This window comes from Micromonospora sp. NPDC006766 (assembly GCF_040636055.1).
In the GTDB taxonomy this organism is placed as follows: Bacteria; Actinomycetota; Actinomycetes; order Mycobacteriales; family Micromonosporaceae; genus Micromonospora.
The window spans coordinates 1-22884 of sequence record NZ_JBEYIX010000054.1 but is presented as its reverse complement, the minus strand read 5'-3'; the positions used below and the strand labels follow the sequence as shown (position 1 = coordinate 22884).

Below are 22884 nucleotides of genomic sequence, written 5' to 3'. Positions count from 1 at the left end.
ACCGTACGACGAAACCGTTCGGCGCCAGTTCGCTCGATCGTGTTCTCCATAGTGGACCATTCAGCCGATCCAGCACCTCGTGCGCGGCGTGCACACTACTGGCTTCCGTACGCCACCGTAGTGAGAAGGCACCGCGTGACCAACGTTGACGTACCGACGCGGGCCGCCCCCATCCCGCCGAATTCGACCATTTCCCGCAGCACCGGAAATCCTCGGCTGTCATTCGGGCAGGAACGGATCTGGTTCACCGAGCAGCTCACCCCCGGCACCGCCGCGTACGTCGTCCACGCCACCGTGCGGCTGCGTGGGCCGCTGGACGTCGACCTGCTGCGCGCCGCCCTCGACGCCACCGCCGCCCGGCACGACAGCCTGCGCATGCGGTTCACCGAGAACGCCGACGGCGAACCCGTGGTGGAGGTGCTGCCCGAGGTGCGGGTGCCGGTCACCGTCACCGCCGCGCCAGCCGAGCCCGACGCCCACGAGCTGGTGGCGGTCAGCGTCCACACCCCGTTCGGCCTCGGCGTCGCTCCCCTGTTGCGGGTGCTGGTCGTCCGGCGGTCCGACGAGGACCACATCCTGCACCTCGCGATGCACCACATCATCAGCGACGGCTGGACGCTGGACCTGCTTCTCGGTGAGGTCGCCGCCACGTACGCCGCCCTACGCGACGGGGGTCTGCCGCCCCCGGCCCCGGCGACCACCTACGCGGACTACGCCGCCTGGCAGCGGAACCGGCTCGACGGGCCGGCCACCGGAGACGGCTTCGCCTACTGGGCCACCGCGCTCGCCGGCGTGCCCCCGCTGGAACTGCCCACCGACCGGCCCCGCCCGGCCGTGCAGACGTACGCCGGCGACACCCACCGCTTCACCATCGACGCCGACCTCACCGACGGGCTGCGCCGGCTGAGCCGCGCCCACCGGGCCACCCTCTACATGACTCTTCTCACCGGTCTGCAGGCCGTGCTGTTCCGCCACAGCGGCCAGCGGGACTTCGCCATCGGCTCCCCCGTCGCCGGGCGAATGGTGCCGGAGCTGGAGAACCTCATCGGCCTGTTCGTCAACACCCTGGCCCTGCGCGCCGACATTCACCCGGTCGGGCCGGCGGGTGCCGAGCCCAGCTTCGCGGACCTGCTGCGGCGCACCCGGACCACCGTCGTACGCGCCCTGGCTTACCAGGAGATCCCGTTCGAACGCCTGGTCAAGGAGCTCAACGTCGCCCGGGACGTCAGCCGCGCCCCGGTGTTCCAGGTGCTGTTCGCGCTGCAGAACTACGCCCGCGGCGACAGCCGGTGGCCGGAGGACCTGCGCGCCGAGGGCGTCGGCACAGATGCCGCTACCGCCCGTTTCGACCTGTCGCTGTACGTCGGCGAGACCGCCGACGGCCTGCGCGGCATGTTCGTCTACCACACCGACCTGTTCGACGAGGCCACCGTACGCCGGCTGGCGGAGAGCCTCACGGCGCTGCTGCGCGCCGCGGTCGCCCGGCCGGACCTGCCCGTCGCCGACCTGGACCTGCTCGACGCGGGCGAACGGGACCGGCTGCTGGCCCTCGCCCGGCCCGACCACGACGGCTCGGCCGCCGGAGTCACCGGCACGGCGGTCACCCTGGCCGATCTCGTCGGTCCGCACGTCGCCGCCACGCCCGACGCCCCGGCCGTGGTCTGTGGGCCGGACACGGTCAGCTACCGGGAGCTGGACCGGCGGGCCAACCGGCTCGCCCACTGGCTGCGCGCCCGCGGCGTCGGCCCGGACCGGCTGGTCGGGGTGCTGCTGGAACAGTCGGTCGAGCTGGCCGTGACGCTGCTCGGGGTGTTGCGGGCCGGCGGGGCGTACCTGCCGCTGGACCCGGAACAGCCCGCCGCCCGGCTGGGGCTGATGCTTGCCGACGCCCTGCCGATCGTGGTGCTGACCAGCTCCGACCTGCGCGACCGGTTGCCCGCCGAGGTGGCGGCGACCGCCCTGGACGAGATCGCCGCCGAGGTCGCCGCCCGGCCCGACACCCCGCCCGTGACCGGGACGACCGGCGGGCACCTCGCGTACGTCATCTACACCTCCGGCTCCACCGGCACCCCGAAGGGGGTGGCCGTCGCGCACCGGCAGGTGTTGCGCTACCTGGACGGGGTGGCCGACCGGTTCGCGGTCGCCCCGGCCGCCCGGTACGGGCTGCTGCAGTCGATGTCGTTCGACTTCAGCGTCACCGTCTTCTACCTGGCGCTGGCCACCGGCGGCGCGGTGCACCTGCTGCCCCGCCGGTGCACCGGCGCCGAACTCGCGCAGCGACTACGCGACCATCGCATCGACTACCTGAAGATCACGCCGTCGCACCTGACGGCGCTAGCCGCCGACACCGAACCCGACGGCCTGCTGCCGGCCCGCGCGCTGGTGCTCGGCGGCGAGGCGTCCGACCTGGCCCGGGTCGCCCCGCTCGCGGCGACCGGCCCGGCCCGGATGTTCAACCACTACGGCCCCACCGAGGCCACCGTCGGCGTCGCCACGTACGAAGTGACGGCCGACGGGCCGGGCAGCGGCCCGGTGCCCACCGGCCGGCCGCTGCCGCACGCCCGGGTGTACGTGCTCGACGAGCGGATGCGGCCGGTGCCGGTCGGGGTGCCCGGGGAGCTGTACCTCGGTGGGAACCGGCTCGCCCGCGGCTACCTGAACCGGCCCGGCCTGACCGCCGAGCGGTTCGTGCCCGACCCGTACGGGCCACCCGGGGCCCGGCTCTACCGCACCGGCGACCTGGGCCGCTGGCGCTCCGACGGACAGCTGATGTTCCTCGGCCGCCGCGACCACCAGGTGAAGATCCGCGGCTACCGGGTCGAACCGGGCGAGGTCGAGGCCGCGCTGCGCGACTGCCCCGGGGTGCGGCAGGCCGCCGTGCTGCTGCGCGGCGACCGGCTGGTGGCCTACCTGGAGCCGACGCCCGGCGCGGTCGTGCCCGACCCAGCCGAGCTGCGCCGGGCCCTCGCCGACCGGCTGCCCGAGCACATGATTCCGAGCCGCTGGGTACGCCTGGACCGGCTGCCGCTGCAGGAGCACGGGAAGGTGGACCGGCGGGCCCTGCCCGAGCCGACCGACGACGGGCCGACCGGCGAGCGGGTGGCGCCGGCCGGGCCGGTGGAGACCCTGATCGCCGAGACCTGGCGGGCCGTGCTCGGGGTGACCGAGGTCGGCGCCACCGACGACTTCTTCGACCTGGGCGGGCACTCCCTGCTGGCCACCCAGGTGGTGGCCCGGCTGCGCCGGGAACTGCCCACCGTCGCCGGCGACGACGCGACGACGGTCAGCGTGATGGACCTGTTCCGCCACCGCACCGTACGCGAGCTGGCCCGCCTCGTCGTGGGGGCCGATGCCGGGGCCGGTGGGCTGCTGTACGAGCTGACCCCGCCGGTGCCCGAGGCCGAGCGGGTCGCCACCCTGGTCTGCGTCCCGTACGGCGGCGGCAGCGCGGTGGTGTACCAGCCCCTCGCCGATGCGCTGCCACCCGGCTACCGGCTGCTGTCGGTGGCCGTGCCCGGGCACGACATCGGCATCGCCGACGAACCCGCGCCCATCGAGGACGTCGCCGCCGACGTCGCCGCAGAGATCCTGGCCCGGGTGACGGGCCCGCTGATCCTGTACGGACACTGTGGCCCCGGCGGCGCGCTGGCGGTGGAGGTCGCTCGCCGACTGGAGGCCGCCGGCCGGGACCTGCTGGCGGTGTACCTCGGCGCGGTCTTCCCGTTCGGCCGGCCCGCCAGCGGGCTGCTCGGCCCACTGCTGCGGCTGCGGCTGGCCGAACGCCTGCGCAGCGACCGGATCTACCGCACCTGGCTGCAGGCGCAGGGCACCGCCGTCGGGTCGCTCTCCCCCGACGAGGTCCGCTTCCTGATCCGCGCGATGCGGCACGACGCCCGGGTCTCCGAGGACTATTTCACCGAGCTGATGCGCCAGCGGGTCAACCCGCTGCGCGCCCCGGTCGTCTCCGTGGTCGGCGAACGCGACCGCAGCACCGACTATCACGAGGAACGCTACCGGGAGTGGCACTTCCTCACCGACCGCACCGCGCTGGCCGTGATCGACGAGGGCGGCCACTACTTCCTCAAGTACCGGGCCGGTGAGCTGGCCGAGATCGTCACCGGCGTACACCGGCGGCTCGACGCCCCGGCCGTCCCGGCCGGGCCCGACGCCGTGGCGCCCGCCTGGCGGCTCGCCGGCGTCTCCGACCGGCCCGTCGACCCGGCGCTCGCCGGCGTCTCCCACCGGCCGGCCGAGCCGATGGCGGGCGCGCCGACCCCGGCGGCCACCGCGCCGGAGCCGAGCATGCGCCGCTTCGGCCTGGTCGCGGCCGGTCAGATCGTCTCCGGCATGGGTACCGCGCTGACCACCTTCGCGATCCCATTGTGGATTTACACCCAGACCGGGTCGCTCGCCCGGTTCGCGCTCTTCGCCGTGCTCGGCCTGCTGCCTGGTCTGCTCGCCGCGCCGCTGGCCGGGGCGCTGATCGACCGTACCAGCCGGCGGCGCGTGCTGCTGCTCGCCGGCGGTGCCGCCGGCGGCGCGAACCTGGTGATGGCCGGGCTGGTGCTGGCCGACCGGGCGCAGGTGTGGCACTTCTACCCGCTCGTCGCCTGGCTGTCCGTGGCGCTGGCCTGCCAACGCCTCGCGTTCGTCTCGGCGGTGCCGCAACTGGCGCCCAAACGCTTCCTGGGCCACGCCAACGGGATCACCCAGACCGCCGTGGGCCTCACCCAGTTCACCGTGCCGCTGCTCGCCGTGGCGCTGCTGGAGGCCGTCGGGCTGCGGGGCATCCTGCTCCTCGACGTGGCGTCGTACGCGTTCGCGATCGGGGTGCTGGCGCTCGTCCGATTCCCTCGCACGCTGGCCCTGCAACGCCGCGAGGGCCTCGGCGCGGAGATCGTCGCCGGACTGCGCTACGCACTGCGGCGCCGGGAGTTCCGCGCCATGCTGGGGTTCTTCGCCGCGCTGAACTTCTTTCTCTTCCCCGCGCTGTTCCTGCTCTCCCCGCTCGTGCTCGGCTTCGCCGACCTGGCCGACGTGGCGCACGTCGCGCTGACCGGCGGGGTCGGCGCGGCCACCGGCGGCCTGGTGATGCTGATCTGGGGCGGTCCCCGGCACCGCCGGATGCGGGCGGTGCTGCTGGGCACCCTCGGCATCGCCGTGGCCGCCGTGCTGACCGGGCTGCGGCCGAACCTGCTGCTCGTCGGCGCCGGCGCGTTCGGCATGTACCTGGCGCTGGGCATCGTCAACGGCGTCTACAACACGATCATCCAGACCAAGGTGCCGCCCCGGCTGCACGGCCGGGTCTTCGCGCTCAACCAGATGGTCGCCCAATCCACCCTGCCGTTGGGCTGGGGCCTGGTCGCGCCGTTCGCCGCCCGGATGGTCGAGCCGCTGCTACGGCCCGACGGCGCGCTGGCCGACACCGTGGGCGCGGTGATCGGCGTCGGTCCCGGTCGGGGCTACGGGCTGCTGTACGTGCTGTTCGGGGTGTCGATCGCGCTGACGGCGCTGGTGTCGCTGGCCACGCCCGTCCTCGCCCGGTTCGACGACGTGGTGCCCGACGCGCCGCCGGACGACCTGGTCGGCATCGAGGACCGCCGGGCCAGGACGGCCGGCGCCGAGGAACACCGGGCGCGGACCGTCGCGGCCGGACGGAAAGCGGGTTGAGTTGACCATCGAAGTCCCCCGGACGGTGCCCGAGCTGCTGGACTGGCGTACCGCCCTGCATCCGGAGCGGGTGGCGGTCGAGGTGCACGGCGTGGCGACGCTGACCTTCGCCGAGTGGTCCGCCGGCGCAGCCGCCGTCGCCGACGCGCTGCTGCGCAGAGGCCTGCGTCGGGGCGACCGCGTCGGCCTGGTCTTCAACGCCCGCGACTGGACCCGGTTCGCCGTGGCCTACTGCGGGGTGCTGCGGGCCGGCGGCGTCGCCGTGCCGCTGTCCGACCGGCTCGCCGCCGGGCAGCTCGGTCACGCGCTGACTCACTGCGCGGCCGCCGCCGTCGTGCACGGCGACGACACCCCCGTACCGCCGGTCCCGCCCGGCCTGCCGGTGTGGATCTACGGTGACCTGCTCGCCAAACCCGGCACCCCGCCCGACCAAGCCGCCGCCGACGCCTCCGCCGCCCGCCCCGGCGACCTGGCGCAGATCCTCTACACCTCCGGCACGACCGGCCGCCCCAAGGGCGTGGCGGCCAGCCACGCCAACCTCACCGCGGGCGCGCCCCAGCACCCCCGCCGGCTGGCCCTGGCCCACTCGGAACGGTTCCTGCACGCCTTCGCCATCGGCACCAACGCCGGGCAGACCATGCTGCTCAACGCGCTCACCGCGAAGGCCGCCGCGCTCACCCTGCCCCGCTTCACCCCGGTCCGGTTCGCCCGCCTGGTCGAGGCGCCGGGCACCGGGACCGTGTTCGTCGTCCCGTCCATCGCCGTCGAGCTGCTCGACTCCGGGGCGCTGCACGGCCGGGACACCGCCGGCGTACACCTGATCGGGTCCACCGCCGCGCCGCTGGCCCCGGCGGTCGCGGCCCGGCTGGCCACGGCCTTCCCGCAGGCCACCATCGTCAACTACTACACCTCCACCGAGGCGGCCCCGGCGCAGACCACCATGATCTACGACCCGGCGCGGCGGGACGCGGTCGGCCGGCCGGTCGGCGGCCGGCTGATGGTCGCCGACGCCGACGGCAACCCGCTGCCCGCCGGGACGACCGGCGACGTGTGGCTGCGCGCCCCGTACCCCCGCGCCTACTACCGCGACGAGGCGGCCAACCGGGCCACCTTCCGCGACGGGTGGGTACGGATGGGCGACGTGGGCCGCATCGACGCCGACGGCTACCTGTACCTCACCGACCGGCACCAGGACGTGATCAAGACCGGCGCGTTCAAGGTGTCCACCCTCGAGGTCGAGGCGGCGCTGCACGACCACCCCTTGGTCGCCGAGGCGGCCGTCGTCGGCGTGCCGCACCCGGTGCTCGGCTCGGCGGTGGCCGCCGCCGTCGTGCCCCGACCGCCGGCCGGCCCGGACGGGCTGACCCTGCCGGTGCTGCGCGGCTTCCTCGCCGACCGGCTGGCCGACTACCAGCTGCCCGCCCGGCTCCTGCTGCTGGACCAGCTGCCCCGCAACGAGGGCGGCAAGGTGCTCAAGCGGCAGCTCACCAGCCTGTTCGACAACTGACCGATCAGCACGACCATGGGAGCACATGTGGGCACCGCCGAGGCGACACACGCGCAGCACGCCGTCTGGTTCACCGAGCAGGCCGGGGTCGCCGGCACGGCGTACCACATGGCGCTGGGCGTACGGTTCGCCGCCGAACTCGACCGTCCGGCTCTCGTCGCGGCGTGCGCCGCGGTGGTCGAACAGCACCCGGTCCTGGCCGCCCGGATCGTCACCGACGACGAGGGCACCCCTCGGCTGGAGCCGGCCGACACCCGTCCGGCGGTCACCTTCGGCGAGCTGACCGATGCCCGGATCGCCGAGGAGATCGCCCGTCCGCACGACCTGCGGGCCGGGCCGCTGGCCCGGTTCACCCTGCTGACCGGCGCCGACGGGGCGTACCTGCTGCTCGTCACCGCCCACCACCTGGCCTTCGACGGGATGTCCAAGGACGTGCTCGTCCGGGACCTGGCCGCCGCGTACAGCGCCGAGCGCGGTGGCCAGATCGACCCCGCGCCGCGCGCCGACGGGTACGCGGGCCTCGCGGCGGCCGAACAGCAGCGTGTCGCCGTCGGCCTGCCCGCCGCCCGCGCCTACTGGGCACGACACTGGTCCGGCGCCGGCGACGTCGTGCTGCCCGGCCTGCGCCGGGTGCCCACCGGCGCGGAGCCGGGCGTCGCCGTGACCGTCGACCTGCCCGCCGACCTGGTCGACGGCGTCGAGCGGGCCGCGCGGGCGCTCGGGGTGACCCGGTTCGAGCTGCTGTTCGCCGCGCTGCACGCGGTACTCGCGCGGTACGGCAACCGGGGCACGCCCGTCGGGGTGGCCCTGTCCACCCGCACCCCGGACCAGGCCGACCGGGTCGGGCTGTTCGTCAACGAGCTGCCCGTCGCCGCCGACCCGGCCGACGGAACGTTCCGCGAGCATGCCCGCGCCGTCCGGGCCCGGCTGCGTGAGGCGTACCGACACCGGGCCGTGCCGCTGGCCCACGCGGTGTCCGGCCTGCGGCCCGCACCGGCGTTGACCCCGATCAGCATCGGCTACCGGCGGCGCGGGGCCGAGCCGGTCTTTGCGGGGGTGGACAGCGCGGTCGACTGGACGCTGTTCAGCGGTACCGCCCGCAACGTCCTGCACGTGCAGATCGTGGACGCCCCCACCGGCGTCACGGTCAGCCTCCAGCACAGCCCGGCGGCCATCGACACCGACGCGGTACGCCGGATCGGCGGGCACCTGCGCACCATGCTGGCCGCCGCCGTCGCCGACCCCGACCGGCCGGTGGCGGACCTGCCGGTGCTGCCCGCCGACGAGCTCGACCGGGTCACCCGCGCCTGGAACGACACCGCCCGGGCGTACCCCGCCGGGGCGACCGTGCCCGCCCTGTTCGCCGCCCGCGTCGCCGCCGACCCGGACGCGCCGGCCGTGGTCGACGGCGACCGGACGCTGAGCTACGCCCAGCTCGACGCCGCCGCCGCGCGGCTCGTCGTGCTGCTACGGCAGCGGGGCGTCGGCCCCGGGACGCTCGTCGCGGTCGCCCTCGACCGGTCCTGGCAGGCGGTGGTGGCCATGCTGGCGGTGCTGCGCTGCCGCGCCGCGTACCTGCCGATCGACCCCGGCCACCCGCCGGCCCGGCAGGAACTCGTCCTCGCCGACGCCGCCCCGGCGCTGATCGTGACGTCCGCGGCGACCCAGGCGGCCCGGCCCACGCTGGCCCTCGACTCGGTCGACCTTCTCGGTGGCCCCGATCCGGGCGAGCCGGCCGGCTTGCCGGCGGCCGATGACCTGGCATACGTGCTCTACACTTCCGGCTCGACCGGCCGGCCCAAGGGTGTGGCGGTGCGGCACGGGGCGCTGGCCAACCTGCTGCTGGGCGTCCGGGACCTGTTGGACAGCGACCCCCGGCACCGCTGGCTGCAGCTGACCTCCCTGTCGTTCGACATCTCCGCCGTGGAGGTCTTCCTGCCGCTGATCACCGGCGGTCGGGTGGTCGTCGCGTCGGCCGTCAGCGCCTTGGAGGGCGCGGCCGTGCTGCGGCTGATCCGCGACGCCGGGGTGACCCACGCCCAGGCCACCCCGTCGGGCTGGCGGGTGCTGCTGGAGGCCGGCCTCGGCGCGCCCGCCCCGGGCACCGCCGGGGTCACCCCGCAGCCGCTGGTCGCGGTCGCCGCCGGCGAGGCGCTGCCGGTCGCCCTCGCCCGGGACCTGCGCGCCCGCACCGCCCGCCTGGTCAACGGGTACGGGCCGACGGAGGCGACCGTGTACGCGACGATGGCCGACCTTTCCGCCGACCCGGGCGAGGTCACGATCGGGCGGCCGCTGCCAAACGTGCGCGGGTACGTGCTGGACGAGGCGCGCCGGCCCGCGCCGGTCGGGGTGCCCGGCGAGCTGTACCTGGCCGGCGCCGGGCTGGCCGCCGGCTACCTGGGGCGGGACGACCTCACCGCCGAGCGGTTCGTGCCGGACCCGTTCGGGCGGCCCGGTGAGCGGCTCTACCGCACCGGCGACCGCTGCCGTTGGCTGCCGGACGGGCGGATCGACTTCCTCGGCCGCACCGACGACCAGGTCAAGATCCGAGGCCACCGGATCGAGCTGGGTGAGATCGACGCCCGACTCCTCGACCATCCCGGCGTGGCCGCGGCGGCGACGGTGCTACGCCCGGACGCCGACGAGCCCCGGCTCGTCGCGTACGTGGTGGCCGCCACGGGCACCGCGCCGGAACCGGCGGAGCTGCGCCGGCACCTGGCGCTGAGCCTGCCCCAGGCCGTGCTGCCGACCGACTTCGTGGCGCTCGACCGGCTGCCGCTGGGCCCGAACGGCAAGGTTGACCGGGCCGCGCTGCCCTCGACGGCGTCCCGGGACACCGTCGAGGGCGCAACGGCCACGGATCCCGTCGACGACGACCCGGTGGTGGCGCAGCTGCGGCTGATCTGGCAGGAGGTGCTGCGGATCCCCGACATCGGCGTGCACGAGGACCTGTTCGACCTGGGCGGCCACTCACTGACCATCACCCGGATCAGCGGCCGGATCCAGCAGCGGCTCGGCGTCGAGGTGCCGCTCGACGCCTTCTTCGACACCCCGACCATCGCGGAGATCGCCGCGATCGTCTGGCAGTCCGGAAAGGAATTCTGATGGGTGACACCGCACTGCGCGAGCGGATCGCGGAGCTGGTCAGCGAGGCCACGGGAGGCGAGGTGTCGGCGGTCGACGTGCTCGCCGGTGCTTCCATGATCGCCCTCGGCGTCGACTCGCTCGGGCTGCTGCGCCTGGTCGACGCGATCGAACTGGAGTACGGCGTCGAGATCGAGCTGAATCGGCCCGGCCATCCGCTGGACACCCTCGACGACCTGGTGGCGTTGCTGGCAGCCGCCCAGGGTTGACCGGTCGACGGGGGCGGCGGCTGTTCCGGCTCCGCCGTCCCCATCCTGAGCCCCGGCGTTCACCGCGCTCACGGTCACCGCCGGAACGGATCAGTCGCGGACGGCTGGCTCGGCCGGCACGGTGGCACCAGCATGACCTGGTTCGCGGTCAGCCGATTCGACCGGCGCCGGGCCGGTGGCGCTGGCGGGCTTCCCGGCCCGGAGCCGCCGAACGTCTCGGCTGGCCAGCATGCCGAGGACGGAGAGCACCACCAGCGCCGCGAGGAGGAGCAGGGTCTCGCGGGTGCCGATCGCCGCGGCGACTGGCCCGACCGCCACCTGGCCGAGCGGGATGGCGACGAAGGACCCCAACATGTCGTACGAGTAGACGCGGGCCAGCCGGTCGGCCGGGATGTGCTGCGCGATCGACGTCTCCCAGGCCACCGCGAACTGTTCGACGGCCAGCCCGACCGCGACCCCCGCCGTGACCAGCACGGCGATGGTCGGCGCGAGGGCCAGCCCCAGCAGCAGGAACGACTCGGCGAACATGCAGGTCACCCCGAGCAGCAGCAGCCGGCGTACCCGGATCCGCAGGGCGATCAGGCCGCCGACGACCATTCCGGCGGTCTCCGCCGCCAGGACCACGCCCCAGGCGCTGCGGCCGATGGTCTCGTCCGCGACCGCCGGGCCGAGCACGTTCACGCCGCCGGCGAGCGCCGCGTTGAGGATCATGAAGCCGAGCACCACCACCCAGACCCAGGCCCGCGCGGTGAACTCGGTCCAGCCCTCCCGGAGGTCGGCCACGATGCTCGCGCCGGTCCTCGTTGTCTGCGGGGCGGCGACCCGTACGCCGGTGAACGCGACGGCCGCGGCGGCGAAGGTGAGCGCGTCGATGCCGAGGCCCCACCCGGGTCCGACGGCGGCCACCAGGAGGCCACCGAGGGCGGCGCCGCCGATCATGCTGGCGTTCATGCCGAGCCGGATGAGCGCGCTCGCGGGCTGGATCAGCTCCGCCGGCACGGTCTGCGGCGTCGCGGCGGCCGAAGCCGGCTGGGACAGCGCGCTCACGATGCCGTTGGCCGCGCTCAGCGCCAGCAGCAGCGGGATCGTCGCCGTGTCGGTGAGCACCAGGGCGGCCACCGCCGCCTGGGTCAGCGCACCGAGCAGGTTGGAGCCGACGAGCACCACCCGGCGCGGGATCCGATCGGCCACCACCCCGCCGAAGAGCACGAACAGGACATTCATCAGCGATCTCGCGCCCACCACCAGGCCCAGGTCGCCTACCGAGCCGGTCAGGTCGAGCACGGCGAAGGCGAGCGCGATGGGAGCCACCCCGTTGCCCAGCGTGTTCACCATCCGGCCGGCGGCCAGGTAACGGAACGCGGCGTATCGCAGCGGAGCGAACATCCAGCCTCCATCCAAAACAGGGCTACGTTACCGCCGAAATGGATCGCGCCGAGGTCGGGCGCAGCCCGCAGCGCCCGGGTCTCACCTCAGCCGTTGACAACGATCCGGCACCGGGCTCCCATCGCGCGCCGCGGGCAAGTACTCTCCCCGAGGAGAGGAACGCCATGATCAGTCGACGAAAATTGATCGCCACCAGCCTGGGCGTCACAGCCGGCCTGGTGACGGCAGGTTGCAAGCAAGGGCCCTCATCCGATGCCGCGTGGTCGCAGCCCGGATCGGCGGAGGAGGCGAGTCCGCCCGCGGAGGAGGTGCGGGTGACCGTCACACCGGCCGCCGATGCCACGAAGGTGTCGCCGCTCGACCAGATCGTGGTGGCGGCCGAGGGCGGCACGCTGAAGGACGTCTCGGTGGCCACAGGGAGCAAGACCGTCGCCGGCAAGCTCGGCGACGACGAGACCTGGCGGTCGACCGGCAAGCTGGCCTACGGCAAGACCTACACGGTCACCGTGTCGGTAGCCGACTCCGCCGGCGCGCTCACCGAGCACAAGAGCAGCTTCAGCACGGTCAAGCCGTCCGGGGTCGCTTCCGTCACCTTCCAGGCAAACGCGCTGGCCGCCCTGCAGTCCGGCGGCACGTACGGGGTCGGCCAGCCGGTCATGGTGAACTTCGCCAAGCCGGTCAAGAACCGCGCCGCGGCCGAGAAGGCGATGGTGGTGGAGACCACGCCGGCCGTCGAGGGGCGCTGGCGCTGGATCGACGGCCAGAACGCCCACTGGCGGCCGGCGAAGTACTGGACTCCGGGCACGAAGATCTCGGTGAAGGTCAACCTCTTCGGCCAGAACCTCGGCAAGGGTGTCTATGGCGGCGCCAACGCCAGCGCGAACTTCACCATCGGCCCGTCCCGGATCGCCATCGCCGACGCCAACACCAAGCGGATGAAGGTCTACATCGACGGCAAGATGGTGCGGGACATCCCGATCAGCATGGGCAAGGGCGGCACCACCACGGGCTCGAGCGGGGAAATCATCGACTTCTGGACCCGCTCCGGCCCGCATGTGGTGGTGACGCGCGAGCCGACGCACCGGATGACCTCGGCGAGCTTCGGGATCAAGGACCCCAAGGATCCCAACTTCTACGACGAGGTCATCAATCTCTGTCTGCGGATCTCGTACTCCGGCGAGTACGTGCACATGGCGGACTGGAACATCGGCGCGCACGGTAACCGGAACACCTCGCACGGCTGCATCAACGTCGGGCCGGCCCACGCCCGATGGTTCTACGACACGTTCCGGCTCGGTGACGTGGTCGACGTGCGCAACACCCCTAAGCAGCTGAGTCTCACTGACGGGCTGGGTGACTGGACCATCCCGTGGGAGAAGTGGTGACCGGAGGTATCACCTCCGCCCAGTGAGCTCGAAGTCGGTCGGGCGGCCGGGGCCGGTCCAGAGGCGGACCGGCCCCGGCCGCCGGGGGCTGACACCGATCGCTCAGAATCCCGTCAGTCCGGCACCGTACGGATAGAGCGGGTTACCGTACGTCGTCGCCGGTGGCTGGCCTGCGTCGATGCTGGCCCTGATCTGGTTGCGTTCGGCCGCGGTGGCCCCCAGGTCGTACGGCAGGTCCCAGGCCTCCACGGCGTCGGCCGGCACGTCGGTGCCGCCGGGCCGGAGCACCTGGTCCGGGCTGCGTGGCAGCTGCCACGGCAGCTTGCCGCTCGGCGTGTAGTCACCGAAGAGCAGACTCGCCAACGCCGGGCCCATCTCCTCGCCACCCCGGTAGGTGACGACGATGGCGTTGGCCAGGTCACGCCATTCGGTGATGACGTACGGCCGGGGCAGGACCAGCGCCACGACCACCGGGATCCCCCGCGACCGGAAGCTCTGGATCAGCGCGAGCTGGTCCGGCGGCAGGTAGGGCTGTTCCTTGGGCCAGTTGGTGGCGTGCGTGTAGGAGGACTCCCCCACCGCCACGACGGCCAGCTTCGGGTTCGGCCCGTCGCCCGGGTAGACGTTCACCCCGTTCTTCGTGGCCCGGCTCCGGATCGCGTCCAGGATGGTCTGCGAGCCGTACTCCTGATGGAAGAAGCTGGTCCAGACGCAGCAGCCGGCGGGGTCGGCCGCCCGTGGCCCGGCCACCACGATGTTGTCGCCGGGGCTCAGCCGGATCGGCAGCACCCCACCGTCGTTCTTCAGCAACGTCATCGCCTCGCGCGACGCCTGGTTGGCCAGCGCGGCGTAGGCCGGCTGGTGGAACCGGTACGGGCCGTTGACCGGGTCGCCGTACGGGCTCTCGAAGATGCCGAGCTGGAACTTGATGCGCAGCACCCGCCGTACCGCGTCGTCGATCCGCGCGGCCGGCACGTTCGCGGTGAAGGTGGCCATCGAGAAGCCGGCCGCCCCGGGGTCCGCGCCGCCCATGACGTCGGATCCGGCCTTCGCCGCGCCGACCCACGAGCCGGACGGCAGCCAGTCGGTGGTGATCAGACCCTGGTAGCCGAGGTTCTGGCGCAGGTACGCGAGGATCGGCGCGCTGTCGCCGGCGCCCGGTCCGCCCGGGTCGAGGTAGGAGCTGCCCGCGTACCCGGGCATGATGTTGACCGCACCGGCCTCCATCGCCGCGCGGAACGGGATCAGGTGGTACTTGATGGTGACCGCGTCGTAAACGATCAGCGCCTCGCCGCCGGCGCCTTCACCGGGCCAGTGTTTCACGGTCGCGAGAACCGACTGGGGGTTCAACTCAGGGCCGCCCTGCAGCCCGGCGACCAGCGCCCGCACCTGGGCGGCGGCCACCTGCGCGTTCTCGCCGTTGCCCTCCTGGATACGCGGGTAGATCACCTTGGTGCCGACCTCGGCGAGCGGCCCGAGCACCCCGCGCGTGCCGACCTCGAGCTGTTCCCGCCGCTGCAGGTCGCCGAGCTTGTAGTCCAGCGGATAGTCCTTCGCGGCCGCCAGGGCGCTCTGCATGGGATAGGTCGTCTGGTAGCCGTGGATGGTGTCGCCCGCCGAGACGAACGGGATCCCCAGCCGGGTGCCGGCCGCCGCGAGGAGCTGGCTGTGCAGGTCCTGCGCCTGCGCCGGGCCGAAGTGCCAGCCCGAACGCGGGTACGCCTGGGCGTTGTAGAACAGTTGGTACGCCTTCTCCTCGGCCGTCATCCGGCTCAGGAGGTCGTTCACCCGGGTCTCGACCGGCAGCCGCCAATCCTCGTACGGCTCGATGGTGCCGTTCTTGTTGAGGTCCCGGCTGCCGGCGACGATGTTGACGCCGTCGGCGACGGTTTCGAGGGTGGGCAGATAGATGCTGAACCGGCGGATGTTCGAGGTGGTCGTGGTGGCGCCGATCGCGGTGACGTACCACTTGTAGGTCCAGCGGTCCGGCAGGTCCCAGGTCGGCGTGTAGGAGGTACCGGTCGGCTCGGCGACCTTGGTGTAGAGGTCGATGAGGTTGCCGGACGCGGTGAAGTCGTAGTCGGTGCGGCTGATGTTGATCCACACCTGGTAGCGGGTGGCCCCGGCCACGGCGGCCCAGGAGAGGGCAGGCCGGCGGGTGGTGGTGATCATGGCGGCGTCCGTGGGTGCGGTCAGCGCGAACTGGTTGAGCGTGCCGGGCGGCTTCGTGGGGCCGGAGAGCAGGGGCGCCGTGGCCGACGCATTGTCGACGGTGCCGTAGACCTGGAACTCCCAGAGCGAGTAGCCGTAGCCGGTGGCCCGAGCCGTGCCGTTGAACCGCAGGTAGCGGCCGGTGCCGGCGACGGTGAGCTGCTCGACGCCGCCGCGCCCGGTGGTGGTGGAATAGATGCTCGTCCAGGTGTTCCCGTCGTTGGATGTCTCCAGCCGGTAGCCGGTGGCGTACGCGGCCTCCCAGTTCAGGACGACCCGGTTCACCGTGGCGACACCGCCGAAGTCGACGCTGAGCCACTGCGGGTCACTGAACTCGCTCGACCAGCGGGTGGTCGTCCGGCCGTCGACCGCGGCGGCGGGCGCGTTGCCACCCTCCCAGGAGGACGCGGCGACCTTCTTGAACTCTGAGATCGGCTGGCCACCGGGGGGCGGGCCCGAACTGCCGGTGGTGCCGTAGACCTTGAACTCCCAGAGCGAGTAGCCGTAGCCGGTGGCGCGGGCGGTGCCGTACATCCGCACGTAGCGGCCGGTGCCGGCGACGGCCAGCGTCTGGGTGCCACCGGTCCCGGTGGTGGTGCTGTAGATCGTCTGCCAGGAGCCGGACGCGTTGTCTGAGATCTGGATCTGGAAGGCCCGCGCATACGCGGCCTCCCAGACCAGTTGCACCTGGTCGATGGTGGCGGACGAGCCCAGGTCGATCTGTAGCCACTGGGGGTCGCTGAACTGACTCGACCAGCGGGTGCCGAGGTCGCCGTCGGTCGCGGCGGCGGCCGGGGTGGCGGCCTGTTCGACGGAGGACGCCGTGGTCGGTCGCCCCTGCGAGAGCAGCGACCCGGCGGCGCTGGCGGGCTGGGCGGGTACGGCCAGACAGGCGGCGAGCAACACGAGGAGGGCCGCGATCGAGATGGTGCGGCGGGGCCGCTGGCGGGGTGATGACGGCCGAGGGATCGTCGGCATGGAGGGGCTCCCGAACGGCTGGTGGCGGCGGTGGACGGAGAGCGCTCATCACCAGCGTCATCGAGCTATTTCGATCAGTCAAGGGAGCGGGGAAAGTCCGGTTCTGATCTTCCCGCAGCGGCGACGGGTCGCCTTGACAGAAGCGGCGACCAGGGTGACCCTTCCTCTCAGAGCGCTCTCCGCCGGACACCACCCCGCAGGAGACATCCATGAACGCCGCTCCACCGATCCATCGCCGGCAACGGCCGGCCCGCCTCCTCACCACCGCCGCCGCCATCCTGGCGCTCCTCGCCGGCTACGCGGCGGCGACCGCGTCCACCCCCGCCGGGGCCGCGTCCGCCCTGCTCTCCCAGGGCAGGCCCGCGACCGCCTCGTCCACCGAGAACGCCGACACACCCGCCTCCGCCGCCGTGGACGGCAACCCGGACACCCGCTGGTCCAGCGCCTTCAGCGATCCCCAATGGCTACAGATCGACCTAGGCTCGTCCGCCACCATCGACCAGGTGCAACTGGTCTGGGAGGCCGCGTACGCGCGGGCCTTCCAGATCCAGGTCTCCGCCGACGGCTCCGCCTGGACGACCGTCTACACCACCACGACCGGGACCGGCGGCACCCAGACGCTCACCGTCACCGGCACCGGCCGCTACGTGCGGATGTACGGCACCACCCGCGCCACCGCGTACGGCTACTCCCTGTGGGAGTTCAAGGTCTACGGGACCGTCTCCGCCGGCTGCACGGGCAACGCCGCGCTCAACCGGCCGGCGGCCGCCTCGTCGGTCGAGAACGCCGGCTTCCCCGCGTCGGCCGCGGTCGACGGCAACGCCGGCACCCGCTGGTCCAGCGCCGCCGCCGACCCGCAGTGGCTCCGCGTCGACCTGGGTAGCACGCAGACGCTCTGCCAGGTCGTGCTGCAGTGGGAGGCGGCCTACGCACGGGCCTTCCAGATCCAGCTCGCCGCCACCGCCGACGGACCGTGGACCACCATCTACAGCACCACGACCGGGACCGGCGGCACCCAGACGCTCACCGTCACCGGCACCGGCCGCTACGTGCGGATGTACGGCACGACCCGAGCCACGGCGTACGGCTACTCCCTGTGGGAGTTCGTGGTGCGGACCACGTCGTCGGGCTCGACAACGCCCCCGACGACCCCGCCGCCCACCGGCGGATTCTGGGGCGACACCAACTCGATTCCCCCCGCCCAGAACGTGCTCATGGTGAAGGTCCTCAACCGAACCAACGGCAAATACCCCGACAGCCAGGTCTACTGGAGCTACAACGGGCAGTCACACTCGGTCGCGGAGCAGCCGTATTTCGACATGCCCGTGAACACGGCCGGCCGCATGTACTTCTACCTCGGCTCGCCGAACAGCCAGTACAGCGACTTCATCGAGTTCACCGTCGGGGCGAACCAGTTCAACGGCAACACCACCCGGGTCGACGCATTCGGGTTGAAGCTGGCGATGCGGCTGCACTCCCGCACCGGGTACGACGTCTCCGTCGGCGAGAACGAGGCGACCTTCGCCGAGGACCGGTCGGTGACGTTCCAGCGGTTCTCGGACGCGATGCCGGCCGAATTCAAGCACCTGGCCACCATCCAGACGCCCTACCGCATCCCGTCGCCGGGCAACACGCCGCAGTTCCGCGCCGGCGGCCAGTACGCCAACTACCTGAGCGGCTACGCCTCCTCGGTCGGGCTGCCGGCAACCACCTCGGACATTTTCGGCTGCGCGGGCCCGCTTGCCGGCGATCCGGCCGGCTGTTCCGCCCTGAACCGGCACGTCGCGCACCTGCCCCGGGCCCAGTGGTCGGACCCGAGCCTGTTCTACCAGCAGGCCCCGGCCAACTACTACGCGAAGTTCTGGCACGACCGCGCCATCAGCGGCCGGGCGTACGGCTTCCCGTACGACGACTACGCCGACCAGTCCTCGTTCGTCTCGGCCGGCAACCCGCAGTGGCTGCTCGTCGCCGTGGGCTGGTGACCGCCATGACTACTCTGCCCGTTCCGGCCCTCGAGCCTCCACCCTCCGCGTCCGTCCGACGGCGGTTCGCCGTCGTCCTCGCCCTGGTGGCCGTCGTGGTCGCCGGCTTCGTCGCGGCCGTCACCACGGCCGCCGGCGCGGCCGACCCGCTGCTGTCGCAGGGCAGGCCGGCCACCGCGTCGTCGGTCGAGAGTGCCGCCTTTTCACCGTCGGCCGCCGTCGACGGCGATCTCGGCACCCGCTGGTCCAGTGCCGCCGCCGATCCGCAGTGGCTCCAAGTCGACCTGGGGGCCACCGCCAGCATCACCCAGGTCACCCTGAGCTGGGAGGCCGCCTACGCGACGGCGTACCAGATCGAGGTCTCCGCCAACGGCTCCACCTGGACGACCATTTACAACACCACCACCTCGACCGGCGGCACCCAGACGCTCACCGTGTCCGGCTCGGGCCGATACGTCCGTGTTTACACCACCGCCCGCGCCACCCAGTACGGCGTGTCGCTGTGGGAGTTCCGCGTCTACGGCACGAGCAACGCCACCGGCTGCGACACCACCGGCAACGCGGCGTTGAACCGCCCGGCCACCGCCTCGTCGATCCAGAACGCCGGCTTCCCCGCGTCGGCCGCCGTTGACGGCAACACCGGCACCCGCTGGTCCAGCGCCGCCGCCGACCCGCAGTGGCTCCAAGTCGACCTCGGCTCGTCCCGCGCGGTCTGCCGGGTCGACCTGAACTGGGAGGCCGCGTACGCCACGGCGTACCAGATCCAACTCTCCGACAACGGCTCCACCTGGACGGCCGTCTACAGCACCACCACCTCGACCGGCGGCACCCAGTTGCTCACCGTCTCCGGCTCGGGCCGCTACGTGCGCGTCTACACCACCGCCCGCGCCACGCAGTACGGGGTGTCGCTGTGGGAGGTCGCGGTACGCGTCTCCGCCGGCTCGCCGCCCACGACCTCGCCGCCGTCGAGCCCGCCGCCGGGCGGAGACGGGCTGCTGTCGTACGGCAAGCCGGCGTTCGCCTCGTCGTACCAGGACGACGGCGCCTGCTGGCAGTGCTACCCGTCGCGGGCGTTCGACCTCGACCCGGCCTCCCGATGGGCGACCAGCGCCACCACCGGCTGGGTCGACCCGGGTTGGATCTACGTCGATCTCGGTGCCACCGCGACCATCCACCGGGTGGTCCTGCAGTGGGATCCGGCGTACGCGACCGCCTACCAGATCCAGACGTCGAACGACGCCAACACCTGGACCACCATCTACAGCACCACCACCAGCAAGGGGTTCAAGCAGACCTTGAACGTCACCGGCACCGGCCGTTACGTGCGGATGTACGGCACCGCCCGCAACAGCGCCTACGGCTACTCGCTGTGGGAGTTCCAGGTGTACGGCACGGGTGGCGCACCGACCGCGCCGCCGCCCGTGCCACCGGACCCGACCTTCCCCGCCACCCGGCTCGTCTTCGCCGACGAGTTCAACGGCTCGGCCGGCAGCAAGCCTGACCCGGCGAAGTGGACCGTCGATCCGGGCACCGGCCAGAACGGCGAGCTGCAGTACTACACCGACAACGGCAACGCCACCATGAACGGCAGCGGTCAACTCGTCATGGAGGCCCGCCGGGAGACGGCCGGCGGGCGGGCGTACACCTCGCACCGGATGAACACCAGCAACAAGTTCCACTTCCAGTACGGCCGGGTGGAGGCCCGGATCAAGGTGCCCAAGGGCAACGGGTTCTGGCCGGCGTTCTGGATGATGGGCGCCGACTTCCTGCAGGGCCGCCCGTGGCCGTACAACGGCGAGATCGACATCATGGAGATCCTCGGCCGCGACACCTACCGCAGTTACACCACCCTGCACGCGCCGGCATACAACGGTGGCGGCGGCTACGGCAAGGAACAGGTCTGGACCGTCGACCTGTCCGCCGGGTACCACGTGTACGCGGTGGAGTGGGACAGCAAGGGGATGCGCTTCTTCGTCGACAGCACGGAGGTCTTCTACGCGAGCAAGGAGACCGTGGAGGCGACCCGTGGGCCGTGGGTCTACGACCACCCGTTCTACCTGATCCTCAACCTGGCGGTCGGCGGCGACTGGCCGGGGCCGCCGGACGCGTCGACGCCGCTCCCGGCCCAGATGCTCGTCGACTACGTCCACGTCTACCAGTGACCGAAGCCGTGCCGGGCGGGCCTCCCGCCCGGCACGGGCCCGGCGCCGAGCGCGTCCGGGATCCGATCCCCCGGTCGGATACCGTTCCCAGGGGCGCGGCGTAGCTTCCACGCCGAAGGGTCGAGCGACGGGAGGGCCGGATGCGCCTGCACGTGGGGTGCGCGATGTGGACGCACCGGTCCTGGCAGGGCCGTTTCCTGGCCCATCCGCTGCCGGCGCACGAGCGGCTGCGCGCCTACGCCGGCTGGTGCACCGCGGTCGAGGGAAACACCACCTTCTACGCGACTCCAACGCGCGAGACCGTGGCGTCGTGGGCCCGGCAGACCGACCCCACCTTCCGGTTCGTGCTCAAGCTGCCGAAAGTCGTCACGCACGATCGCCGGCTCACCGACGCAGACGAGGAGATCCGGCCCTTCCTGAACGCGATCGAGCCCCTCGGGTCACGGGCCCACGCCCTCTGGATCCAGCTGCCGGGCTCGTTCGGCCCCGCCGACGTGCCCACGCTCGCCCGTTTCCTGCGCGGGCTGCCGGCCGCCCACCGGTACGCCGTCGAGGTCCGCCATCCCGCGTTCTTCGCCGACCCGAGGGCGGTGCGGGCGTTGGAGGAGACCCTCGGCCGGGTCGACGCGGAGTGGATCCCGTTCGACACCACCGCCTTCTTCCGGAACCCGCCGACCAGCGACGCGGAGCGGGAGGCGTGGACCAGGAAGCCGCGCATCCCGTTGCGCACCGACGCGCTGACCGACCGGCCGATCGTCCGGTATCTCGGCCGGGACGACCCCGCCCACACGGTCGAGGGTTGGCGACCGTGGCTCGACGTGGTGACCGGCTGGCTGCGCGACGGTCGCTCGCCGACGGTGTTCGTGCACACCCCGGACAACGCGGACGCCCCCGAGTTGGCCCGCCGGTTCCACGACGAGGTCCGGACGCGGCTGCCCGACGTCGAGCCGCTGCCCGAGCCGGCGCCGGTTGGCCCGTTGACGCTGTTCTGAGCCGCGCCAGCTCAGCTAGATCGTCTTATAGGGACAGCAGAGTGATCCACTTTCACCTATTGTGGCGGACGGCACGGGCAGGGTTCGGCGCGTGACGTGTGGGCTGTCCGCCCGCCGGTGCCGGATGACGTATCGGCCGTTGGAACGGGGATTTACGACATGACAAGCAGGTTGAATCGTAGGACCGCGCTGGGTCTCGGCACGGTGGCCACCGCCGGTGCCGTACTCGGGCTGACGAATCCGGCCATGGGGGCACCGGCCGGCGCGAGTGGCGGGTCGGGCGAGAAGGGCGGCTCCCCATCGAGCCGGGTGGCCGACGCGTATCAGCGGGAGAAGATCCGGGCCGGCGGGAACTGGTACTCGTACGTCAGCGTCGCGGGCGTCGGCGGCGCGCCGCAGGCGGCGGTGCAGGAGCGGGCCGACCGGGTCGTCGAGGCGTACAGCGTCAACAAGATCGCCGTGGCCGTCGCGGTGCTGGACAAGGTCGACCGGGGGCTGCTGACCCTGGACCAGCGGGTGGAGGTCACCGCGGCGATCGTGGTGCCGGGCGGTGACGGCATCTTCGGTCTCGACGGCGCCTACCCGAGTTCGGTGACGCTGGGGCACGCGCTCGCCGCGCTGCTGACCATCTCCGACGACACCGCCGTCCGACTCTGTGGCCTGGTCTGCCCCGCCGCCGAGATCAACCAGATCCTGGTCGGCAAGGGCTTCCCCAACACTCAGGTCGAACCGGTCGCCAACCCGAACCGTTTCTACCTTGGCACCAGCACCGCGCGGGAGACCCACAACCTGTTGCGGGCGCTGGTCGCCGGCACCCTGCTCTCGCCGTCCTCCACGACCTTCCTGCTCAACCTGTTGCGTTCCCCGATCGCCTTCACCGACGGGATCCGACGCACGATGTCCTCTGACGAGCGGGCCCGGGTCGCCACCAAGGCGGGCTGGTTCGACGACGCCCGGCACGAGGCCGGAATCATCTTCGACCCAGCCGGTGCCCCGGTACTGACGTACGTCATGTTCGCCGACGGGCAGTCGGACCCCGACAACTTCGGCGCCACGCACCCGGCGGTACAGGCCCGGGCAGCGATGGGTCCGAAGTTCCTGGCGGCGGTGAGTGGGGTGACCAGCCCCGTCGCGCCGGTTCACCGGCCGCGCAGCTACCGGCCGACCAACGGCGGCTGATTCAGCGCATCAGCGCGCGTACGAGTTGTACAGGTGGTTGCGGAAGGCTTCCCCCGGGTCGTGGCGGCGTTTGGCCGCC

The 22884-nt window shown here is 72.7% G+C and carries 11 protein-coding genes; 9 read left to right on the top strand and 2 right to left on the bottom strand.

Features of this window, described 5'->3' with window-relative positions:
• Positions 1-135: 135 nt before the first annotated feature.
• Genes ABZ671_RS27735 through ABZ671_RS27720 form a run of 4 tightly spaced genes read left to right on the top strand, consistent with a single transcriptional unit; the run spans position 136 to position 10530 of the window.
• Positions 136-5670 (top strand): amino acid adenylation domain-containing protein, encoded by a 5535-nt coding sequence (locus ABZ671_RS27735; protein ID WP_357863647.1) that lies wholly within the window; start codon positions 136-138, stop codon positions 5668-5670.
• Between the two features lies 1 nt (position 5671).
• Entirely contained in the window at positions 5672-7177 is a 1506-nt protein-coding gene (locus ABZ671_RS27730; RefSeq protein WP_357863644.1) for a long-chain fatty acid--CoA ligase, read from the top strand.
• 15 nt (positions 7178-7192) lie between these two features.
• Positions 7193-10282 carry an amino acid adenylation domain-containing protein gene (locus ABZ671_RS27725; RefSeq protein WP_357863641.1) on the top strand — a complete coding sequence of 1030 codons (3090 nt, stop codon included), beginning with the start codon at positions 7193-7195 and terminating at the stop codon, positions 10280-10282.
• The gene (locus ABZ671_RS27720; protein WP_357863638.1) at positions 10282-10530 is read left to right on the top strand and encodes an acyl carrier protein; all 249 of its coding nucleotides are present in this window, start codon (positions 10282-10284) and stop codon (positions 10528-10530) included. Before ABZ671_RS27725 ends, ABZ671_RS27720 begins: the two co-directional genes overlap by 1 nt.
• A gap of 90 nt (positions 10531-10620) precedes the next feature.
• Here ABZ671_RS27720 and ABZ671_RS27715 read toward each other — a convergent pair whose 3' ends face one another.
• Positions 10621-11916 carry an MFS transporter gene (locus tag ABZ671_RS27715; protein WP_357863634.1) on the bottom strand — a complete coding sequence of 432 codons (1296 nt, stop codon included), beginning with the start codon at positions 11914-11916 and terminating at the stop codon, positions 10621-10623.
• 314 nt (positions 11917-12230) lie between these two features.
• Here ABZ671_RS27715 and ABZ671_RS27710 point away from each other — a divergent pair, with 314 nt between their 5' ends.
• On the top strand, positions 12231-13301 hold the full coding sequence (locus ABZ671_RS27710; protein ID WP_357863632.1) for an Ig-like domain-containing protein: 1071 nt from the start codon (positions 12231-12233) through the stop codon (positions 13299-13301).
• 102 nt (positions 13302-13403) lie between these two features.
• Here ABZ671_RS27710 and ABZ671_RS27705 read toward each other — a convergent pair whose 3' ends face one another.
• Complete coding sequence (locus tag ABZ671_RS27705; RefSeq protein ID WP_357863630.1) at positions 13404-16490, bottom strand: discoidin domain-containing protein; 3087 nt, start codon at positions 16488-16490, stop codon at positions 13404-13406.
• 209 nt (positions 16491-16699) lie between these two features.
• On the opposite strand from ABZ671_RS27705, the gene ABZ671_RS27700 reads away from it, so the two are divergent.
• From ABZ671_RS27700 to ABZ671_RS27685, 4 genes are all read left to right on the top strand, one after another.
• Positions 16700-18472, top strand: a complete 1773-nt coding sequence (locus ABZ671_RS27700; RefSeq protein ID WP_357863627.1) for a discoidin domain-containing protein — start codon at positions 16700-16702, stop codon at positions 18470-18472.
• A 5-nt stretch (positions 18473-18477) separates the two neighbouring features.
• Positions 18478-20634: a discoidin domain-containing protein gene (locus tag ABZ671_RS27695; RefSeq protein ID WP_357863624.1), complete on the top strand. Its 2157-nt coding sequence runs from the start codon at positions 18478-18480 to the stop codon at positions 20632-20634.
• Between the two features lie 164 nt (positions 20635-20798).
• On the top strand, positions 20799-21626 hold the full coding sequence (locus ABZ671_RS27690; RefSeq protein ID WP_357863675.1) for a DUF72 domain-containing protein: 828 nt from the start codon (positions 20799-20801) through the stop codon (positions 21624-21626).
• Between the two features lie 171 nt (positions 21627-21797).
• Complete coding sequence (locus ABZ671_RS27685) at positions 21798-22805, top strand: serine hydrolase (protein ID WP_357863621.1); 1008 nt, start codon at positions 21798-21800, stop codon at positions 22803-22805.
• The last annotated feature ends 79 nt before the right edge of the window (positions 22806-22884 follow it).